This is a genomic window from Leifsonia sp. CL147, assembly GCF_900114565.1.
In the GTDB taxonomy this organism is placed as follows: Bacteria; Actinomycetota; Actinomycetes; order Actinomycetales; family Microbacteriaceae; genus Leifsonia.
Map to the genome: position 1 here is coordinate 131,513 of NZ_FOTM01000007.1, position 17,565 is coordinate 149,077.

The following is a 17,565-nucleotide window of genomic DNA, read 5'->3' on the forward strand; positions in this document are numbered from 1 at the left end:
CAGCAAGGTGAGGCTCTTGGCTACTTCTGAACAGCACCCCTGGGGTCGTGTCGACGACACCGGGACCGTGTACGTCCGCGAGGGCGACGGCGAACGCATCGTCGGCGAGTACCCCGATGGAACGGCGGAGGAGGCTCTGGCGTACTTCGAGCGCAAGTACACGGACCTCGCCGGGCAGGTCGGGCTGCTGGAGCAGCGCGCCCGCCGGGGAGCGCCGGCCACCGACGTCGCCCGATCCGTCGCCAATCTCCGGAAGGCCGTCGAAGGCGCGAACGCCGTCGGCGATCTCGCATCGCTGCTCACCCGGCTGGACGCGCTCGGCGGCACGGTCGAAGAGCTCACCGAGCAGCAGAGCGCCGAAGCCAAGGCAGCGCTCGACGCGGCCATCGCCGAGCGCACCGCGATCGTCGAGCAGGCGGAGGCGCTCGCCGCGCAGGATCCGGCCCGCACCCAGTGGAAGACCACGAGTGCCGAGCTCGACGCTCTCTTCGCTCGGTGGCAGGCCCACCAGCAGGACGGACCGCGCCTGCCCAAGAACGAGGCGAACGACCTGTGGAAGCGGTTCCGCGCCGCACGATCCACGATCGAGCACAACCGCAAGGCCTTCTTCGCCGAGCTCGACACGCAGCACCGGGATGTGCGCAACCGCAAGGCCGCACTGATCGAACAGGCCGAGAAGCTGATCCCGCTCGGCGCCGACGGCGTCCCCGAGTACCGGCGCCTGCTCGACGAGTGGAAGGCCGCCGGCCGTGCCGGGAAGAAGAACGACGACGCCCTGTGGGCACGATTCAAGGCCGCCGGCGACGCGATCTACTCGGCCAAGGCCGAGGTCGATGCGCGCGACAGCGCCGAGTACGACGACAACCTGCGGCTGAAGCTCGCCCTGCTCGACGAGGCCGAGCCGTTGCTCAAGGCGACGGATCGCGAATCGGCGCGGGCTCAGCTGCTGTCCATCCAGGAGCGCTGGGACCAGATCGGCCGCGTCCCGCGGGAGCAGGTCCGCCCCATCGAGGACCGCCTCCGCAAGGTCGAGACAGCCGTCCGGCGCCTCGACGAGGAGCACTGGCAGAAGAACAACCCCGAGAAGAAGGCGCGTGCAGAGGGCCTGGCCGGCCAGCTGAACGCCGCCATCGCGAAGCTCGAGGAAGAGCTCGCCGAGGCCCAGGCCTCCGGCGACAGTGCGAAGGTCAAGGCGGCGCAGGAGGCGCTGGACGCTCGCAAGATCTGGCTCGACGCGCTGGGCTGATCCTCGTCCCGTCCACAAGCGGTGAGGTGAGCGGGTTCTCCCCCGTTTCGTCGCAGGCCGGCCGCGTGGCCGGCCCGCAGACGAGGCTGGAGGCATGACCTCACTCTCGCCCCCTCTGCTCGATGCCGGCATCCTGCCGGTGGTAGAACTGCTCGCGCTGTGCCTCGACGGGCAGCTGTTCCGTGTCGGTGATGCTTTCGCGCCGATCGACGCTCCTGACGGGCCGGAGCTCCGGGCGCACGCCTTCTTGCGCTCAGCACCCTCCTGGGCGGTCGCAGACCGTGGCTCCGCGGCGTGGATCCACGGGACACGCTCCTCGCCCCCGCCCGTCCCGCAGGTGAGCGTGCCGCCGCATCGCCGGGGAAGCGCGCTCTCCCCCGCCCTCGACGCGCGTCACCGGTCGGTGCCTCCCGATGAGCTGGTCGCCGTCGCGAGAGTGCGGGTCACGACGCCGCTGCGCACCGCTGTCGACCTCCTCAGCGAGGCGAGACCGTTCGGCGACGCTCAGGCTCTGGAGGTGCGTCATCTGCTGGCCCTGGCCGGCGTCGCACCCGCCGACCTGGACGACCGGCTGCGCACCGGCCGGCGCAAGGGGTGCGTCCTCGCCCGCAGCAGACTCCCTGCGGTAGCGCAGGCCGCCCTCCAAGCGCCCGCTCGGAGGGCGGAACCGGCTCAGCCGACCGAATCCGGTCAGCCGCCGCTGACGCGGTAGACGTCGTAGACGCCGTCGATCCGGCGCACGGCGTTGAGGACGCGGTCCAAATGGGTGGTGTCGCCCATCTCGAAGACGAAGCGACTGAGAGCCAGACGGTCGCTGGAGGTGGTGACCGTGGCGGAAAGGATGTTGACGTGATGCTCGGAAAGCACGCGCGTGACGTCGCTCAGCAGTCCGGAGCGATCGAGCGCTTCGACCTGGATCTGCACCAGGAAGATGCTCTTCGAGCTCGGCGCCCACTCCACCTCGATCATGCGCTCGGGCTCCTGCAGCAGCGACTGCACGTTGTGGCAGTTCGACTGGTGCACCGAGACGCCCTGCCCCCGGGTGATGAAGCCCACGATCGGGTCGCCCGGCACCGGCGTGCAGCACTTCGCGAGCTTCACGAGGATGTCCGGCGCTCCCCGCACCAGAATGCCGGAGTCGCTGTTGCGCAGCTGGCGCCGGCCCTTGACCGGGATGTCCAGCTCTCCGTCGGACTCCACCTCCGTCTGCAGCGACGCCACGATCTTCTCGATCACGGACTGGGTGGAGATATGCCCCTCACCGACCGCCGCGTACAGCGCAGACACGTCCGGATGCTTGAGCGAGGACGCGACCTCGACGAGCGCATCCTGAGTCATCAGCTTCTGCAGCGGCAGGTTCTGCTTGCGCATCGCGCGCGCGATCGCATCCTTGCCCTGTTCGATCGCCTCGTCGCGGCGCTCCTTGGTGAACCACTGGCGGATCTTGTTGCGCGCCCGCGGGCTCTTGACGAAGTTCAGCCAGTCCTGACTGGGTCCGGAGTCGGGGTTCTTGGAGGTGAAGATCTCGACGACATCGCCCGTGTTGAGGCTGCTCTCCAAGGGGACGAGCCGGCCGTTGACCTTCGCCCCCATCGTCCGGTGCCCGACCTCCGTGTGCACCGCGTAGGCGAAGTCGACCGGAGTCGCCCCGGCGGGCAGGCCGATCACCCGGCCCTTCGGGGTGAAGACGTACGTCTCCTTCGCGCCGATCTCGAAACGGAGGGAGTCGAGGAACTCGCTGGGATCGGCGGTCTCGGCCTGCCAATCGGAGATGTGCGCGAGCCACGCCAGGTCGGTGTCGACCTTCGCCGGGCCACCGGCGCTCTTGCCGGTGGTCTGCTCCTTGTACTTCCAGTGGGCGGCGACACCGAACTCCGCCCGCTGGTGCATCTCCTCGGTGCGGATCTGGATCTCCACCGGGCGGCCCTGCGGTCCGATCACCGTCGTGTGCAACGACTGGTACAGATTGAACTTCGGCGTGGCGATGTAGTCCTTGAAGCGACCGGGCATCGGCGTCCAGCGCGCGTGGATCTGCCCGAGCACGGCGTAGCAATCGCGCACCGTGTTGACCAGCACCCGGATGCCGACGAGGTCGTAGATGTCGTCGAACTCGCGACCGCGGACCACCATCTTCTGGTAGATCGAGTAGTACTGCTTCGGCCGGCCCACGACTTTGCCGCGGATCCTGGCAGACTTCAGGTCTTCGTTGATGGCGTCGATCACCTGCTGCACCAGGCGCTCGCGCTCCGGCGTCCGCTGCTTGACGAGACTCTCGATCTCGGCGTACAGCTTCGGATAGAGCACCGCGAACGACAGATCCTCGAGCTCCCACTTGATCGCCTGGATACCGAGCCGGTGCGCGAGGGGCGCGTAGATCTCGAGGGTCTCGGTGGCTTTCCGCGTGGCGGACGCGGCAGGCACGAAGCCCCACGTACGGGCGTTGTGGAGCCGGTCCGCCAGCTTGATGATGAGCACGCGGATGTCCTTCGACATCGCAACGATCATCTTGCGTACGGTCTCGGCCTGGGCGCTGTCGCCGTACTTCACCTTGTCGAGCTTGGTGACGCCGTCGACCAGCATCGCGATCTCGTCGCCGAACTGGTCGCGCAGCTCATCGAGCGTGTACTCGGTGTCCTCGACGGTGTCGTGGAGCAGTGCCGCGGCGATCGTCTTCGCGCCGATGCCGAGGTCTGCGATGATCTGCGCCACGGCCACCGGATGGGTGATGTACGGCTCGCCCGAGCGGCGCTTCTGACCGGTGTGTGCCCGCTCCGCCACGGAATAGGCGCGCTCGATGAGCGACAGGTCGGCTTTCGGGTGGTGCATCCGCACCGTGCGTATCAGTGTATCGACGGCGCCGGAGGGCTGCGCCCGCGAAAAGATCCGGGGCACCAGGCGGCGCAACGAAGCGGTCTGCGATGTCGTTGTGTCAACCATTCGCGCGCGCCTCCTGACGTCTATTATGGCCGCTCCCGCACACCGTTCTTTCACGGTGGACGCGGTCGGCCTAGACGATCGCTCCTGGCGTACCGTCGTCGCGGACGACCTGGCCCCCGTCGGCCTGCCAGGCCGCCATCCCGCCCGCGACGTTGGCGGCAGGATAGTCCGCCTCGATCAGGGCCTGGGCGACCATCCGCGAGCGGCCTCCGACGAGGCAGATCACCAGCAGCTGCCGATCCTCCGGCAGCTCGTGCTGACGAGCACCCAGCTCACCGAGAGGGATGTGGTGGGCAGCAGGCGCGTGGCCTGCCTCCCATTCGTGATTCTCACGCACGTCGAGCAGCCACGCCTCGCCGGCGTCGACGAGCTCCCGGGCACGCGAGACGGACACCTCGTCCTCCGGCAGGAACCGTGGCTGAGCGGAGGTGTCCGGCATGCGTGTCTACTCCGAGGCGGCGACGACCACGTCGCTCTTCACAGCGGCCCGCGGCCGGATGGAGAGCACCTTGATGTCGTGCTTACGGATGGCCGGCTCCTTCTCGCGGAACTGCGAGTACATCGGCGCCGCGAGGAAGATGGTCGAGTAGGTGCCGACGACGATGCCGATGAGGAGAGCGAGCGAGATGTCGCGGAGCGTGGCCGCGCCCAGAGCGTAGGCGCCGATGAAGAGGATGGACGCGACCGGCAGCACCGCGACGACCGCGGTGTTGATGGAGCGCACGAGCGTCTGATTCACCGCCAGGTTGACGGCCTCGGGGAATGTCCGCCGGGTGAGCTCCAGCTCCTCCTTGGTGTTCTCGCGGATCTTGTCGAACACCACGACGGTGTCGTACAGCGAGTAGCCGAGGATGGTCAGGAAGCCGATCATCGTCGCCGGAGAGACCTCGAATCCGACGAGCGCGTAGACGCCCGCCGTGATGATCAGGTCGTGGAACAGCGAGACGATCGCCGCAGCCGACATCTTCCACGTACGGAAGTACAGCGCCATGGCGATGAACGCCAGCAGGAGGAACACGATGAGACCCTGGATGGACTGCTGCGTCACATCCGCGCCCCAGGATGGGCCGATGAACGTCGCAGACACCTCCGACGAGTTCACGCCGTACGCCTTGGCCAGCGCATCCGACACATCGTGCGTCTGCGTCTCGGAGAGCTGGTCCGTCTGGACGCGCACCGCGTTCGTACCGACGACGCTCACGTGGGAGACGGCATTCGGCACCACACTCGTGACGGCGGCCTGCGCCTTCGTCGTGTCCGTGCTCTGCACGTCGCTGATCTGGAACTGCGATCCGCCGCGGAACTCGATCGAGAAGTTGAATCCACCCCTCAGCACCGGGACCAGGATCGAGAGCACGACCATCACCGCAGCGATGGCGTACCAGATCTTCCGCCGGCCGACGAAGTCGATCGAGCGCGCCCCGGTGTAGAGGTCGTTACCGAATTTCACAAGACGGCTGGCCATCAGGAGTCCTTCCCCTCGGTCGAGCGATCCGAGGACGCCGTCGCGCCGGCGAGCTCTGCCGCCTTGCGCTCGGCGATCGTCTGGCGGCGAGCCGCCTCCTTGCTGCTGCGTGCAGCGGTGCCGACGCCGACCGTCGCCGTCGGCGCGCGGAAGCGTGCCGCGCCACGGTAGACGGCGCCGAGCGCCTGCGGGTCGAGACCGGACATCGCGTGCCCGGAGCTGAAGAACCGGGTCCGTGCCAGCAGCTGCAGCGTCGGGTGGGTGAAGAGCAGCACGACGATCACGTCGATGATCGTGGTCAGCCCCAGGGTGAACGCGAAGCCGCGGACATTGGCGGCGGCGAGGACGTACAGGACGACCGCCGCGAGGAGGTTGGTGGCCTTCGACGCATAGATCGTGCGGCGTGCACGCGCCCAGCCGGCCTCGACGGCGGACTCCAGACCGCGTCCGTCGCGCAACTCGTCTCGGATGCGCTCGAAGTACACGATGAACGAGTCCGCCGTGAAGCCGATGGCGACGATCAGGCCCGCGACGCCGGCGAGGGACAACCGGTAGTCGTAGTGCCACGAGAGCAGCGAGATCGTGAGCCACGACAGCGCACCGGCCACGACGAGGGAGAAGATCGTGACGAGACCGAGCAGGCGGTACTGGAAGAACGTGTAGATGGCGACCAGGATGAGGCCGATCAGGCCGGCGATCAGACCGCTGAGCAGCTGCGAGGTTCCGAGCGTCGCCGAGATCGTGTCCTGGCTCTGCACCTTGAAGCTGAACGGCAGTGCGCCGAACTTGAGCTGGTCCGCGAGCGCCTTCGCCGTGGTCTCGGTGAAGTTTCCGGTGATCTGCGGCTTGCCATCCGTGATGGCCGCCTGCGTCGTCGGAGCCGAGATCACCTTGCCGTCGAGCACGATCGCGAACTGGTTCTGTGCGTCCTTGAGGGCCACGAGCCGCGTGGTCACGTCGGCGAACGCCTTGGTCCCCGCGCCGTTGAAGACGATGTTGACGGCCCACTGGCCGGTGGTGACGCCCTGCGAGCTCTGCACGAGACCCGCGTTGGCGTCCGAGATGTCCTGACCCTTGACTTCGACCGGGCCGAGCAGGTACTTGACCGTGTTCTGGTCGTCACAGGTGATGAGCGGCTGATCCGTGGGCGCGGCGCTGGTGGCCTTCTTGGCGTTCGCCTTGCAGTCGTAGGCGTTGAACTCCGCCTGCAGCTTCGGCGTGACCCACGCGAGATCGCTGCCGTTCGTCGGCTTGCTCGACGGCGTGGACTGGAGTCCGGGCGCCGGCGTCGGGGCAGGCGTCGACTTGCCGTCCGCTCCGACGACCTCGTTGGTCGGTCCGCCCGCGACGAGCACGGCGCGGAAGTCGAGGCGTGCGCTCGACTTCACCCGGTCGAGCGTCGCCTGATCCGGCTTGCCGGGCAGCGACACCACGATGTTGCGGGAGCCCTCGGTGGAGATCTGCGCCTCGGAGACGCCGGACGCGTCGATGCGCTGGCGGATGATCGAGACGGCCTGGTCCAGCTGCTCCTGCTGCACCGACTGACCGTTCTGCACCTGCGGCGAGAGGATGATCTGCGTGCCGCCCTCGAGGTCGAGGGCGAGTTTGGGCAGCCAGGTGGCGTTACTGAGGAGGACGCCGGCCGTGAGGGTGCCCAGGAGCACTACCACGATGACGCCGAGCCAACTCAGCGAACGCCAGGCTTTTTTGACCGGGGTCGACTTTGCCACCAGGAACTCAGCTTTCTACGAGCGTTCCCGCGCCTCGGAGGCGCGGGAACACAGGGAATGTTTTAGTCGTCGCTCTTCGAGCCGGGCTTCTTCGACGTGTCATCGAGCCGCTCGCCGTACTCCGGCTGGGTCGCGTCTGTGGCCTCGGCGCTGATCGCGTGATCCTCGTTCAGCTCGATCCCGGGGGCTTCGGCATCGTCGTCGGCGACGGGCTCGGCGGGGGTCGGCTCGACCACGCGAGCGAGCACCTGGCGGTGCACCTTCACGACGTGGCCAGGGCTCGTCTCGATGACGGCCGTGTTGTCGTCCTCGTTCACCGAGACGAGCGTGCCGTACAGACCGAAGTTGGTCATGACCTCGGCTCCGGGCACCATCTTCGAGCGCGTCTCCTCCTGATCGTGGCGCCGCTTACGGCTGTTCCGCCACATGAAGAAGACCAGGGCCGCCAGAATGACGACCATGAGGATGGTCAACGGATCCATTAAGTTGCCGAGCCTTTCAATGGGGGGCAAGGGGGTTGGCCGAACGGCCAGCTTGGATTATATGTCATCGATCAAGGTCGGAGCCTGTGAGGATTCCCCCCGCGGGCTGGGCATCCCGAGGTGACGCCAGGCGGCGGCCGTCGCGACGCGGCCACGCGGCGTGCGTGACAGCAGCCCGATCCGCACCAGGAACGGCTCGACGACCGATTCGATCGTCTCCGCCTCCTCACCGACGGACACGGCGAGCGTGTTGAGTCCGACGGGACCGCCCTCGAACCGCTCCAGCAGGATGTGCAGCACGGCCCGGTCGAGACGGTCGAGGCCCAGCGGGTCGACATCGTAGAGCTCGAGCGCGGCGCGCACGGCAGCCACATCCGCACGTCCGCCGTGCACGAGCGCGTAGTCCCGCACCCGGCGCAGCAGCCGGTTCGCGATGCGCGGCGTCCCCCGGCAGCGCCCGGCGATCTCGGCCAGCGCCTCCCGGTCGACCTCGAACTCCAGCATCGTCGCGGCCCGCGAGAGCACTTGAGCGAGCTCCGCCTCGTCGTAGAACTCCAGGTGGGCCGTGAACCCGAACCGGTCGCGCAGCGGGTTCGGCAGGAGGCCGGAGCGGGTCGTCGCGCCGACCAGCGTGAACGGCGCGAGGTCGAGCGGGATGGACGTGGCGCCCGCGCCCTTGCCGACCATGATGTCGATGCGGAAGTCCTCCATCGCGAGGTACAGCATCTCCTCCGCCGAGCGCGCCATGCGGTGGATCTCGTCGATGAAGAGCACTTCGCCGGGGGTAAGCGAGGACAGCAGCGCGGCCAGATCGCCGGCGTGCTGGATGGCGGGGCCGCTGGAGAGCCGCAGCGGACGGCCGCTCTCGTGCGCCACGATCATCGCCAAGGTCGTCTTCCCGAGGCCGGGAGGGCCGGCGAGGAGGATGTGGTCGGGCGTCCGTTCCTGCATCCGTGCCGCCGTGAGGAGCAGCTGCAACTGCCCGCGGACTTTCGCCTGGCCGACGAACTCCGCGAGGCTGCGTGGGCGCAGCGCGCCTTCGAACGCGAGTTCCGACTCCGATTCGAGCTCGGGCGCCGTCAGGTCGTCGGTCATCGTCGCGCCGCCGGTCCGAGCCGGCCGAGGGTGAGCCGGAGGAGCGTCTGGACGCTGTCGCGCTGCGCCTCGTCGGTGTCGGCGACGACCTCGGTGACCGCCTCGGCCGCCACCTTCTCGGGCCAGCCCAGTCCCATCAGCGCGACGAGCACGCTGTCGGAAACGGACGAGGGCGCAGCGGCGGCCTTCGTCGCACGTGCAGGACGGCGGATCACCGCGATCTTGCCGGTCAGCGAGAGGACGATCAGCTTCGCGGTCTTCGGTCCGATTCCGGACACCTTGCGGAAGGGAGCATCGTCGTCCGCCGAGACGGCCTCGGCGATCTCGTCCGGCGAGAGCACGGACAGCACGCCGATCGCGGATTTCGGCCCGACGCCCGAGACGCCGTTGAGCAGCTCGAACACCTCCAGCTGCTCCCGGTCGGCGAACCCGAAGAGCTGCAGCGCATCCTCACGCACGATCAGCGAGGTGTGGAGGAACGCCTCCTCTCCGACCCGGAGCGAGAGGACGTGATCGGGCGTCAGCTGCACGGCGAAGCCGACGCCGCCCACCTCGATGACGGCGGTGCCGCCGCTCGCAGAGAGCACGGTGCCGCGGAGGGAGGAGATCACCGTGCCAGCCTACGGGGAGCCGCCGACGTCCGGCCGGAGCGCTCCGCGGCGCGCCACGCCTGTTGCGCGGGGGTGAGCGCCGTGTCCGTGCCTCCCCCGGCGTCCGGTGCGACCGGGCCGCCGCGCCAGGCATGGCAGATCGCGATCGCGAGCGCATCCGCCGCATCCGCCGGCTTCGGCACCTCGGCGAGCCCGAGGATGCGAGCCACCATGGCCTGCACCTGTCTCTTGTCGGCGGATCCGTATCCCGTGATCGCCGCCTTGACCTCGCTGGGCGTGTGAAGGGCGACCGGCAGTCCGCGCTTCGCCGCTGAATGGAGCGCAACGCCGCTGACCTGGGCGGTGCCCATCACGGTGCGGAGGTTGTGCTGGGCGAACACGCGCTCGATCGCCACCACGGCGGGGCGGTGCTCATCGAGGAGCTGTTCGATGCCGTTGCCCACCGCCAGGAGCCGCTCCTCCAGCGGCATCGCCGGCGGGGTGCGGATGACCGTCACAGCCACGAGCGTCGCCTTGCGGTCGGGACGCACGTCGACGATCCCGACGCCGCAGCGCGTGAGACCCGGGTCGATGCCGAGCACCCGGATCGTCATCGGCTCGGCCTACGCGTCGGCACTACTCGTCGTCATCGTCGAGCTGCGCCTGCACCTCGGGGCTGATGTCGAGGTTCGTGTAGACGTTCTGCACGTCGTCCGAGTCCTCGAGGGCGTCGATGAGGCGGAAGACCTTGCGAGCGACCTCGGCGTCGGCCTCGACGTTGACCGTCGCGACGAACTCCGCGTCCGCCGAGTCGTAGTCGATGCCGGCCTCCTGGAGGGCGGTCCGCGCTCCGACCAGATCGGATGCCTCGGTCACCACCTCGAAGCTCTCGCCGCGGTCGGTGACCTCCTCGGCGCCCGCTTCGAGCACGGCGGCGAGGACGCTGTCCTCATCCACACCGTCGGCGTGCGGGACGACGATGACACCCTTGCGGTGGAAGTTGTATGCGACGCTGCCCGGGTCGGCCATCGTGCCGCCGTTGCGCGTCATCGCCGTGCGGACCTCGGCGGCGGCGCGGTTCCGGTTCTCGGTGAGGCACTCGATCAGCAGGGCGACGCCGCCCGGGCCGTAGCCCTCGTACATGATCGTGATGTAGTCGATCGACTCGCCGGTGAGACCGGCGCCGCGCTTGATGGCACGGTCGATGTTGTCGTTGGGGACCGAGGTCTTCTTGGCCTTCTGGACCGCATCCACGAGGGTCGGGTTGCCGGACATGTCGGCGCCGCCCGTCTTCGCCGCGACCTCGATGTTCTTGATCAGCTTGGCGAAGGACTTGGCTCGGCGGGCGTCGATGACGGCCTTCTTGTGCTTGGTCGTTGCCCACTTGGAATGCCCTGACACTGGTGCTCCCTCGCCTTACGTCTGAAAAACTCGCGTCTGAAAACTCGTCTATTGTACGCGAGCGACGTCCCGGACCCTCTGCAGAAAGTACTCGTGGAAGCGCGTGTCCCCGGTGATCTCGGGATGGAACGAGGTCCCGAGGAGGTTGCCCTGCTCCACGGCGACCACGCGTCCGTCGTCCACCCGCGCCAGTGCCGTCGCCTTCTCGCCGACGCTCTCCACGATGGGTGCGCGGATGAAGACCGCGTGCAGCGGCGCGTCCCCCAGCGCCGGAATGTCGAGGTCGGTCTCGAAGGAGTCCACCTGCGAGCCGAAGGCGTTGCGCCGCACCGCGACATCCAGTCCGCCGAGGGTCTGCTGACCCGCGATGCCGTCGAGGATGCGATCGGCCAGCATGATCAGCCCGGCGCACGTCCCGTACACCGGGAGTCCCCCGGCGATCGCGTCGCGCAGCGGCTCGGCGAGCCCGAAGGCGCGGGACAGCTTGTCCATCACGCTCGACTCGCCGCCGGGGATGACCAGGCCGCCGATCTCCTCCAGCTCCTCCGGCCGCCGCACGGGCACGGCGTCGGCGCCCAGGCCCCGCAGGACCGCGATGTGCTCGCGGAAGTCGCCCTGCAGGGCGAGGACGCCGACCTTCGGGCTACGCTCCTCGGTCAGCACTTACCAGCCACGCTCGGCGAGGCGGTGGGGCGCAGGCAGGTCGGTGACGTTGATGCCGACCATAGCCTCCCCGAGGCCACGGGAGACCTCGGCGATGACCGTGGGGTCGTCGTAGAAGGTGGTCGCCTTGACGATCGCCGCCGCGCGCTGCTCCGGGTTGCCGGACTTGAAGATGCCGGAGCCGACGAACACGCCGTCCGCGCCGAGCTGCATCATCATCGCGGCGTCCGCCGGGGTGGCCACGCCGCCTGCGGTGAACAGCACGACCGGCAGCTTGCCGGTCTCGGCGATCTCGCGCACCAGTTCGTAGGGCGCCTGCAGCTCCTTGGCCGCGACGTACAGCTCGTCCTTGGTCATCGACGTCAGGGCGTTGATCTCAGAAGTGATCTTGCGGATGTGCTTGGTCGCCTCGGAGACGTCGCCGGTGCCCGCCTCGCCCTTGGAGCGGATCATCGCCGCGCCCTCGTTGATGCGACGGAGCGCCTCGCCCAGGTTGGTGGCGCCGCACACGAACGGAACGGTGAACCGCCACTTGTCGATGTGGTTGACGTAGTCGGCGGGCGAGAGCACCTCGGACTCGTCGATGTAGTCGACGTCGAGCGCCTGCAGCACCTGGGCCTCCACGAAGTGGCCGATGCGCGCCTTCGCCATGACCGGGATGGACACCTCGCTGATGATCGCCTCGATCAGGTCCGGGTCGCTCATGCGAGCGACGCCGCCCTGCGAGCGGATGTCGGCGGGCACGCGCTCGAGCGCCATCACCGCGACGGCCCCGGCATCCTCGGCGATGCGGGCCTGCTGGGGGGTGACGACGTCCATGATGACGCCGCCTTTCAGCATCTCGGCGAGGCCGCGCTTCACACGGCTCGATCCCGTGAAGGTGCCCTGTTCGTTGTCTGTCATCATCGCCCTCTCGTGCACACAAAGATTCTTTTGGCCTATGCCGAACGATAGCATCCCCGCGCGCGTCGCTAGACTCGCCAACGGAGGCTCGCCTGAGCCTCCCCGGGGAGCGACATGGACGAGCACGGCATAACGGGTACGACGGCGTCGGAGATCGCCGCCAGCGTGCGCGCGCTGCACGAGCGCGGGGCACTGCGCCGCGGCGACGCCCTTCCCCCGGTGCGCGAGCTGGCGGAGCTGCTGCGGGTCAACCGGAACACCGCCGTGGCCGCCTACCGCCTGCTGGCTCAGGCCGGCGTCGTCACCGCCCGCGGGCGTGCCGGGACCGTGATCGCCGGGCTCGAAGCCGTCGCCCAGGAGGGCTATGCGGCCGGCAGCGTGCTGCGCGACATCGGGACGGGCAACCCCGATCCCCGCCGCATCCCCGACCCGTCCGCTGCGCTGGCCGGCGCGATCGGCCGTCCGGTGCTCTACGGCGAGCCCGTCGTCGACCCGGCCCTCGAGGAGCGTGCACGGGACTGGGTGCGCGACGACCTGCCCGATCAGCCCGTGCGGATCACCATCACGAACGGCGCAGTGGATGCTGTCGAGCGGCTGCTCGCCCAGGCGCTCTTGCGGGACGACGCCGTTGCGCTCGAGGATCCGTGCTTCCTCTCCAGCATCCACACCGTCCGGCTCGGCGGCTACCGGGCCGTCCCGGTGCCGGTCGATGCGGAAGGGATGACCGTCTCCGGCCTCCGCGCAGCGCTGGAGGCCGGAGTCCGCGCGATCATCTGCACGCCGAGAGCGCAGAACCCGACGGGCGCGACCCTCTCCCCCGGCCGCGCCGCCGAGTTGCGCGGGCTGCTCGCCGGCCACCCCTACGTGCTCGTCATCGAGGACGACCACTTCTCGATGCTGTCCCAGCGCCCCTACGAGTCGCTGATCGGGCCGGGGCACCTCCGTTTCGCCCTGGTGCGCTCGGTGTCCAAGTTCCTCGGGCCGGACATGTGCCTCGCGGTCGCAGCGACGGACCCGGAGACGGCCGAGCGTCTCTCCTTCCGCCTCAGCCCAGGGACCACGTGGGTCAGCCACATCCTGCAGCGGCTCGTGCTCGCCCAGCTGACGGACAAGACGGCGCTGCGGACCATCGCCGACGCCGGGCGGCACTACGCCTCGCGGAACGCCGCCTTCGCCACACGGCTGGCCGACCGCGGACTCCCCGCCGAAGCCGGCGACGGGCTCAACCTCTGGCTCGAGCTGCCCGTGGAGGCGCGGATCGTCGCCGATCGCCTGATGCGGCGCGGCTGGCTGGCGCGCACCGGCGACGAGTTCCTGCTGGGCGAGCAGCCCGCGCGGTCCCATCACCTGCGGCTCACCGTGCACGATCTGAGCGACGAGGAGGCCGGCCGCCTCGTCGACGACCTGAGCGACGCGAGCGCGCCCGGGACCTGAGGCGCGCATCCCGTGCACATTCGTCACGAATGTCGCCCCCAACCCCGCCCAAGCGACGATTCGTCACGAATGTCGCCCCCAACCCCGCCCACGTGCACATTCGTCACGAATGTCCCCCTCAACCCCGCGCAAGCGCACATTCGTCACGAATGTCACCCCCAACCCCGCCCAAGCGCACATTCGTCACGAATGTCGCCCCCAACCCCGCCAGAGTGCACATTCGTCACGAATGTCGCCCCCAACCCCGCCCAAGCGCACATTCGTCACGAATGTCGCCGGGAGCTACTCCTGCGGCCAGGCGGCGGCGATCGTCGCGCGGACCTCGCCGAGGAGCTGGGGCAGGGCCTTCGTCTTCGCGATGATCGGCAGGAAGTTCGCATCCTGCGCCCAGCGCGGGACGACGTGCTGGTGCAGGTGCGCGGCGACGCCGGCTCCGGCGATCACGCCCTGATTCATCCCGAGGTTGAACCCGTCGTTCTTCGACACCTCGCGGATGACGCGCATCGCCGTCTGGGTCAGGCTGCCGATCTCGGCGACCTCGTCCGGCGTTGCCTCGTCGTAAAGGGCGATGTGGCGGTAAGGGCACACCAGCAGGTGCCCGCTGTTGTAGGGGAACAGATTGAGCAGAGCGTAGGCGTGCGTCCCCCGCGCGACGATCAGCGCCTCCTCGTCGCTCAGGCTGGGGGCGAGACAGAACGGGCAGTCGTCCTTCGTGGGCTGCGCGCCGTTCTGGATGTACACCATCCGGTGCGGAGTCCACAACCGCTGGAACTCGTCGGGCACGCCGACGAGGTACGACGGGTCGTCCACACGCACCGGCTCCCCGGCGGCGGGCGCGGTGTCGTCCGCGCCCTCGCCGGGGCTCGCGTCGTAGGACCCGAGGTTCAGTCGTGCCATGCCGTGTCGACCAGCTCGTGCGACCGGATGCTCTCCACGATCCGCTCGATCGCCTCATCCACGGTCACCCCGTTGCGCTGGGTACCATCCCGGAAGCGGAAGCTGACCGTCCCGGCGGACGCGTCCTCCTCGCCGACGATGAGCTGGAAGGGCACCCTGGCCTTGGTGTGCGTGCGGATCTTCTTCTGCATCCGGTCGTCGGAATGGTCCACTTCCGCCCGCACGCCCCGGGCGCGGAGCCGCGAGATCACGTCGTCGAGGAACGGCGCGTACTGGTCGGCCACCGGGATGCCCACCACCTGGACCGGCGACAGCCAGACCGGGAAGGCGCCCGCGTAGTGCTCCAGCAGGATGGCGAAGAACCGCTCGATCGAGCCGAGCAGGGCACGGTGGATCATCGCCGGCTGCTTCCGCGTGCCGTCGGCCGCGTTGTACTCCAGCTCGAACAGCTCCGGCTGGTTGAAGTCCAGCTGGACCGTGGACAGCTGCCAGGTGCGTCCGATCGCATCCCGGGCCTGCACGGAGATCTTCGGCCCGTAGAACGCGGCCCCGCCCGGGTCGTCGACGAGTTCGAGCCCGGATTCGATCGCGACCTCGCGCAGCGTCTCGGTCGCGGTCTCCCAGCTCTCGTCGCTTCCGACGTACTTGTCCGGATCCTTGGTGGAGAGCTCCAGGTAGAAGTCGCTGAGGCCGTAGCCGCGCAGGGTCTCGAGCACGAACTCCAGCTGGCGGGCGACCTCGTCCTTGATCTGCTCGTCGGTCACGTAGATGTGCGCGTCGTCCTGGGTGAGGCCGCGGACACGGGTCAGCCCGGCCAGTGTGCCCGACTTCTCGTACCGGTACACCGTCCCGAACTCGGCCAGCCGCAGCGGCAGCTCGCGGTAGCTGCGACCGCGCGCGCGGAAGATCAGGTTGTGCATCGGGCAGTTCATCGGCTTGAGGTAGTAGTCCTGCCCCTGCCGGGTGATGTTGCCGTCCGCATCCCGCTCCTCATCGAGGTGCATGGGCGGGAACATGCCGTCCTTGTACCAGTTGAGGTGCTGGCTGATCTCGTACAGGTGCGCCTTCGTGATGTGCGGCGTGTTGACCAGCTCGTAGTCGTTCGCGATCAGCCGCTCGCGCATGAAGTTCTCGATCTCGTTGCGGATGATCCCGCCCTTGGGATGGAACACCGCCAGTCCGGAGCCGATCTCCTCCGGGAAGCTGAACAGGTCGAGCTCTGCGCCGAGCTTGCGGTGGTCGCGCTTGGCGGCCTCCTCCATCCGCGTCTGGTAGGCGCGCAGCTCGTCCTTGCTGGGCCACGCCGTCCCGTAGACGCGCTGCAGCTGCTTGTTCTTCTCGTTGCCGCGCCAGTACGCCGCGGCCACGCGGGTGAGCGCCCAGCCGTTTCCGATCATCCGGGTGTTCGGGAGGTGCGGGCCGCGGCAGAGGTCCTTCCAGACGGTCTCGCCCGACTTCGGGTCGACGTTGTCGTAGATGGTCAGCTCACCGGACCCCACCTCGACGGACTCGCTCTCGTCGAACGCCGCCGTGTCGCCGTGCTGCGCTCCGCCCTTCAGCCCGATGAGTTCGAGCTTGTACGGCTCGCCGGCGAGCTCGGCGCGGGCCTCCTCGTCCGTGACGACGCGACGGACGAACCGCTGGCCCGCCCGGACGATGCGCGACATCTCCTTTTCGAGGGACTTCAGGTCCTCGGGAGTGAACGCCTCGACGACGTCGAAGTCGTAGTAGAAGCCGTCCGTGATGGGCGGACCGATGCCGAGCTTCGCCTCCGGGTTCACGGACTGGACGGCCTGCGCCAGCACGTGGGCCGTGGAGTGACGCAGGATGCTGAGGCCGTCCGGCGAGTCGATGGTCACCGGCTCCACCTCGTCGGTCGTCGTGACGGTGGTCGCGAGGTCCTTCAGCTCGCCGTTGACGCGCATCGCGACAACGGAACGGTCGGTGAAGAGCTCGAAGCCGTCGGCCACCTGTCCACTCCTAGGATCTGAGGGTTGTTGGGAACCCTCCAACTCTAGCCGGACCCCGCCGCCCGCCCGGGTCGCGCGTACCGTGGAGGGGGTGAGCGCGAAACGCCGGAGCCTCCTGGATCGCACCTTCTTCGTCAGCCTGGTGCTCAAAGGACTGGACGGTGCGGTCGAGCTGATCGCCGGAGCGGCGCTCCTCGTCGTGACGCCGGCCCAGATCGCGGCCGTGACGCGGGCGCTCACCCGGCACGAGCTCCACGAGGATCCCAACGACCCCATCGCGAACGCACTCGTCCACTACACCAGCACCGTGAGCGTCTCGGCGACCCTCTTCGGCGCGATCTACCTCCTGGCCCACGGGATCGTGAAGGTGGTCCTGGTCGTCGCCGTCCTCCGCAACAGGCTCTGGGCCTACCCGTGGCTGATCGCCTTCCTCGTCGCCTTCATCGGCTACCAGGGGTATGAGCTGATCGTGCACTTCACCTGGGCTCTGGCCGCTTTGACCGCATTCGACATCTTCATCGTCGTGCTGACCGTGCGCGAGTATCGCGTGCGAAGACATCACAATCCCGCGGCCACCCGCGCATCCGCGGAGAGGCCGCAGGCCTCTGACGCGCCCGAGGCCGAGTAGAACGCGCGTGTCACCCCACTGAGGGTCGTGCGCTCCGGCACGCGGAACCCTAGACTGATCGAGCCCTACCCTCCCCGAATCGCACTCCGACGGACCCGACCGACGGACACCTCACCTCCTCACA

Annotated in this window: 17 protein-coding genes; 4 read left to right on the forward strand and 13 right to left on the reverse strand. The window is 68.6% G+C overall.

Going from position 1 to position 17,565, the window contains the following annotated elements; genetic code table 11:
- Nucleotides 1-16: 16 nt before the first annotated feature.
- Nucleotides 17-1,246, forward strand: coding sequence for a DUF349 domain-containing protein (locus tag BM287_RS08540; protein ID WP_170857480.1), 1,230 nt, complete (start codon nt 17-19; stop codon nt 1,244-1,246).
- Nucleotides 1,247-1,340: 94 nt separating this feature from the next.
- Nucleotides 1,341-1,958, forward strand: coding sequence for a type IV toxin-antitoxin system AbiEi family antitoxin (locus tag BM287_RS08545; RefSeq protein ID WP_090037908.1), 618 nt, complete (start codon nt 1,341-1,343; stop codon nt 1,956-1,958).
- On the opposite strand, the gene BM287_RS08550 is transcribed toward BM287_RS08545, so the two are convergent.
- The 11 genes from BM287_RS08550 to pdxS all read right to left on the reverse strand — a co-directional run bounded on the left by BM287_RS08550 (nt 1,937) and on the right by pdxS (nt 12,512).
- Nucleotides 1,937-4,183, reverse strand: coding sequence for a RelA/SpoT family protein (locus BM287_RS08550; RefSeq protein WP_090037904.1), 2,247 nt, complete (start codon nt 4,181-4,183; stop codon nt 1,937-1,939). The two genes, BM287_RS08545 and BM287_RS08550, sit on opposite strands and share 22 nt — an antisense overlap.
- 70 nt (nt 4,184-4,253) lie before the next feature.
- A complete protein-coding gene (locus tag BM287_RS08555; protein WP_090037901.1) occupies nt 4,254-4,622 on the reverse strand; it encodes a rhodanese-like domain-containing protein in 369 nt (122 codons plus the stop codon).
- 6 nt (nt 4,623-4,628) lie between these two features.
- Nucleotides 4,629-5,648, reverse strand: a complete 1,020-nt coding sequence (gene secF, locus BM287_RS08560) for a protein translocase subunit SecF (RefSeq protein WP_090037898.1) — start codon at nt 5,646-5,648, stop codon at nt 4,629-4,631.
- Nucleotides 5,648-7,378 carry a protein translocase subunit SecD gene (gene secD / locus BM287_RS08565; protein WP_090037894.1) on the reverse strand — a complete coding sequence of 577 codons (1,731 nt, stop codon included), beginning with the start codon at nt 7,376-7,378 and terminating at the stop codon, nt 5,648-5,650. The genes secF and secD overlap by 1 nt, the downstream gene beginning before the upstream one ends.
- Before the next feature lie 62 nt (nt 7,379-7,440).
- Nucleotides 7,441-7,860: a preprotein translocase subunit YajC gene (gene yajC, locus BM287_RS08570; protein WP_090037889.1), complete on the reverse strand. Its 420-nt coding sequence runs from the start codon at nt 7,858-7,860 to the stop codon at nt 7,441-7,443.
- A 57-nt stretch (nt 7,861-7,917) separates the two neighbouring features.
- On the reverse strand, nt 7,918-8,955 hold the full coding sequence (gene ruvB, locus BM287_RS08575; protein ID WP_090037885.1) for a Holliday junction branch migration DNA helicase RuvB: 1,038 nt from the start codon (nt 8,953-8,955) through the stop codon (nt 7,918-7,920).
- Nucleotides 8,952-9,566 carry a Holliday junction branch migration protein RuvA gene (ruvA, locus tag BM287_RS08580; protein WP_090037882.1) on the reverse strand — a complete coding sequence of 205 codons (615 nt, stop codon included), beginning with the start codon at nt 9,564-9,566 and terminating at the stop codon, nt 8,952-8,954. Before ruvA ends, ruvB begins: the two co-directional genes overlap by 4 nt.
- The gene (ruvC, locus tag BM287_RS08585; protein WP_211772963.1) at nt 9,563-10,153 is read right to left on the reverse strand and encodes a crossover junction endodeoxyribonuclease RuvC; all 591 of its coding nucleotides are present in this window, start codon (nt 10,151-10,153) and stop codon (nt 9,563-9,565) included. Before ruvC ends, ruvA begins: the two co-directional genes overlap by 4 nt.
- Before the next feature lie 28 nt (nt 10,154-10,181).
- Nucleotides 10,182-10,946 (reverse strand): YebC/PmpR family DNA-binding transcriptional regulator, encoded by a 765-nt coding sequence (locus BM287_RS08590; protein ID WP_090037875.1) that lies wholly within the window; start codon nt 10,944-10,946, stop codon nt 10,182-10,184.
- Between the two features lie 48 nt (nt 10,947-10,994).
- Nucleotides 10,995-11,606, reverse strand: a complete 612-nt coding sequence (pdxT, locus tag BM287_RS08595; protein WP_139230637.1) for a pyridoxal 5'-phosphate synthase glutaminase subunit PdxT — start codon at nt 11,604-11,606, stop codon at nt 10,995-10,997.
- A gap of 3 nt (nt 11,607-11,609) precedes the next feature.
- The gene (gene pdxS / locus BM287_RS08600) at nt 11,610-12,512 is read right to left on the reverse strand and encodes a pyridoxal 5'-phosphate synthase lyase subunit PdxS (protein WP_090038308.1); all 903 of its coding nucleotides are present in this window, start codon (nt 12,510-12,512) and stop codon (nt 11,610-11,612) included.
- Between the two features lie 114 nt (nt 12,513-12,626).
- On the opposite strand from pdxS, the gene BM287_RS08605 reads away from it, so the two are divergent.
- Nucleotides 12,627-13,946 carry an aminotransferase class I/II-fold pyridoxal phosphate-dependent enzyme gene (locus BM287_RS08605; protein ID WP_090037868.1) on the forward strand — a complete coding sequence of 440 codons (1,320 nt, stop codon included), beginning with the start codon at nt 12,627-12,629 and terminating at the stop codon, nt 13,944-13,946.
- 282 nt (nt 13,947-14,228) lie between these two features.
- Here BM287_RS08605 and BM287_RS08610 read toward each other — a convergent pair whose 3' ends face one another.
- Together BM287_RS08610 and thrS are read right to left on the reverse strand one after the other, a co-directional pair.
- The gene (locus BM287_RS08610; protein WP_090037865.1) at nt 14,229-14,843 is read right to left on the reverse strand and encodes an HIT family protein; all 615 of its coding nucleotides are present in this window, start codon (nt 14,841-14,843) and stop codon (nt 14,229-14,231) included.
- Entirely contained in the window at nt 14,831-16,813 is a 1,983-nt protein-coding gene (gene thrS / locus BM287_RS08615) for a threonine--tRNA ligase (RefSeq protein ID WP_090037860.1), read from the reverse strand. The genes BM287_RS08610 and thrS overlap by 13 nt, the downstream gene beginning before the upstream one ends.
- 91 nt (nt 16,814-16,904) lie before the next feature.
- Here thrS and BM287_RS08620 point away from each other — a divergent pair, with 91 nt between their 5' ends.
- Complete coding sequence (locus tag BM287_RS08620) at nt 16,905-17,441, forward strand: DUF2127 domain-containing protein (protein WP_170857481.1); 537 nt, start codon at nt 16,905-16,907, stop codon at nt 17,439-17,441.
- Nucleotides 17,442-17,565: the final 124 nt, after the last annotated feature.

Bases quoted from the DNA above. Each gene is read 5' to 3' on its own strand.
- BM287_RS08545 (WP_090037908.1), top strand. From the start codon at position 1,341: ATGACCTCACTCTCGCCCCCTCTGCTCGATGCCGGCATCCTGCCGGTG.
- BM287_RS08550 (WP_090037904.1), bottom strand. From the start codon at position 4,183: ATGGTTGACACAACGACATCGCAGACCGCTTCGTTGCGCCGCCTGGTG.
- BM287_RS08555 (WP_090037901.1), bottom strand. From the start codon at position 4,622: ATGCCGGACACCTCCGCTCAGCCACGGTTCCTGCCGGAGGACGAGGTG.
- secF (WP_090037898.1), bottom strand. From the start codon at position 5,648: ATGGCCAGCCGTCTTGTGAAATTCGGTAACGACCTCTACACCGGGGCG.
- yajC (WP_090037889.1), bottom strand. From the start codon at position 7,860: ATGGATCCGTTGACCATCCTCATGGTCGTCATTCTGGCGGCCCTGGTC.
- ruvB (WP_090037885.1), bottom strand. From the start codon at position 8,955: ATGACCGACGACCTGACGGCGCCCGAGCTCGAATCGGAGTCGGAACTC.
- pdxS (WP_090038308.1), bottom strand. From the start codon at position 12,512: ATGACAGACAACGAACAGGGCACCTTCACGGGATCGAGCCGTGTGAAG.
- BM287_RS08605 (WP_090037868.1), top strand. From the start codon at position 12,627: ATGGACGAGCACGGCATAACGGGTACGACGGCGTCGGAGATCGCCGCC.
- BM287_RS08610 (WP_090037865.1), bottom strand. From the start codon at position 14,843: ATGGCACGACTGAACCTCGGGTCCTACGACGCGAGCCCCGGCGAGGGC.